The organism is Streptomyces sp. NPDC102258, from assembly GCF_055584685.1.
This window is the reverse complement of the sequence record NZ_JBVJLO010000071.1, coordinates 1-1,878: the sequence shown is the minus strand read 5'-3', so window position 1 is coordinate 1,878 and position 1,878 is coordinate 1. Positions and strand designations below refer to the sequence as shown.

At 66.3% G+C, this 1,878-nt stretch carries 2 protein-coding genes; one reads left to right on the top strand and one right to left on the bottom strand.

Annotated elements, in window-relative coordinates; translation table 11 throughout:
• Nucleotides 1-198 precede the first annotated feature (198 nt).
• Nucleotides 199-930 carry a DUF4839 domain-containing protein gene (locus ACZ6ZT_RS35180; RefSeq protein WP_469724513.1) on the top strand — a complete coding sequence of 244 codons (732 nt, stop codon included), beginning with the start codon at nucleotides 199-201 and terminating at the stop codon, nucleotides 928-930.
• Between the two features lie 65 nt (nucleotides 931-995).
• Here the strand turns inward: ACZ6ZT_RS35180 and ACZ6ZT_RS35175 are convergent.
• A partial coding sequence (locus ACZ6ZT_RS35175) for a tyrosine-type recombinase/integrase (RefSeq protein ID WP_469724512.1) occupies nucleotides 996-1,878 on the bottom strand: 883 nt, incomplete at its 5' end.

The following is a 1,878-nucleotide window of genomic DNA, read 5'->3' as shown; positions in this document are numbered from 1 at the left end:
CATCACCAAGGCTGTCCTCACTCTGGAGAGGCAACGCTGAAAACGCTCAGTGAGGTCGCGCATGGCGACGAGCTTCTGCTCGGTGCCGACGAGGCTGGCCTCGATCGCGGCGACCTCGCCGGGCCTGGTTCCTCGCGAAGTCCCCTATGCTCGCGATGCAGTTGGTATGAACAGTTCATTTAGGGGGCGCGGAGCCGCATGGCCGACGAGATCAAGTACGAGTACAAGACCGTGCAGACTGTTCGCGGCACCGACGGCGTGGTGATTTCGAAGATGCAGAAGGACGGCTGGGAGCTCGTGGAGCAGGCCCAGGGCATGCTGCGCTCCACCCTCGACTTCCGCCGGCCGAAGAAGCCCCTGCCGCGGCTCTTGATCGGCACCGCGGTCGGCGGCCTCGTGATCCTGGCCATCGTCATCGGCGTAGCCGCGGCACTCGAGGACGGAGGTGAGAAGAAGGACGAGTCGAACAAACCGACGGCGGCCACTGCGAGCGCAGAGCGCTCCGCCACGTCGACTCCGACCACGCCCGGGTCGGCTGCCGCTGAGGTGATCACGCCTCAGAACAACCGGGAGTTCGCGGCGCTGCTGACGACGCCGGACTCCTGCGACAGCGCGAACCCGGACTTCGCGACCAAGTACAAGGGCAAGACGGTCGCCTTCGACGGCTCGATCGTGCACATGGCGCCCCACGGTGACTACGACACCCGCTACGACTTCCTTTTGGGCCCAGGCGACAAGGGGCCGAACACGGGGATCGGCCCGGCCTTCAAGTACGAGGACGTCAACATCCTCGACCTGAAACTGACCGGCACGGAGATCCCCGCCACCGTCCGCGCGGGCGATAAGTTCCGCTTCGTCGCCGAGGTGGGCGAATTCAACGCGAAGCAGTGCCTCTTCTTCCTCGACCCGGTCTCGACGGAAATCCGGTAGTCAAGATGGGCAGCTGCGTCACCACGGATGAGCGTGCCCGGCTTGCGCGGCCGTATCTGTCACAGCTACGGAGTAATGCGACCAACGCTGCTACGGATGTCGGGCATGCCGAGGTGGACGATGGACGGCTGGGCCGCACGGTCGCGCATGGCCTCCAGCTTCTGGGCGGCGGCGGCCAGAGTCGTCTCGATCGCGGCGACCTCGCCGAACCAGCCATGGTCCCTGGCCTCCTGGAGCCGGTCGATGAGGTTGGCGTGGATCTCCTGGAGGCGTGGCATCTGGGCCGGGTCCACGAGAAGTAGGGGACATCTGACGCAGGCGTTTTCATGCTGGCACGGCGTCGCGTAATCGCGGCCGCAGGTTCCCAGGGCGACCTTGCGGAGTTCGAAGTGGGCCAGGAACTCGTCCCACTCGGTGGCCGTGAGCTCGCGGTACTCCTCGCTGGGCCGCTCGGTTCTGCGCCGGGCGATGAAGGCCCGGTGATGGGTGATCACGTCCTCCGGGTAGATCGCGGCATAGCCCATGGTCGTGTCCAGAGCGGCGTGTCCGCAGATCTTCGCGGCGATGTGCGGCGGCAGTCCGGAGCGGATGGCGTCGGTCACGAAGATCCTTCTGAAGTCGTGGGGACGCCATTCGAGCGGGTCGCCGGCCACGGTGATCTGGGCGGACTGCGAGGTCGCGACCAAGCACTCGCGGATGTAGCTGCGGGTCAGCGGCCGGTCCTCGGTGCCGTACCGGCGTTGGAACAGGAACGGCATGGGCGGGCTCCAGGTCTGCTCGAACACGTCGTAGGCCGACACCAGCGGCAGGGCGGCGTTCCCAGCCCGGACCCGGAAGATCACCGCGGTCAGCACCTCCGCCAGCTCCGGGGAGACCAGCAGCAGGCGCTCCGAATCAGTGAGCGTTTTCAGCGTGGTCACTGATCGAGTGACGCCGGTGAGGTTGAGG

Coding starts and splice junctions, on each gene's coding strand:
- ACZ6ZT_RS35180 (WP_469724513.1), top strand. CDS start 199: ATGGCCGACGAGATCAAGTACGAGTACAAGACCGTGCAGACTGTTCGC.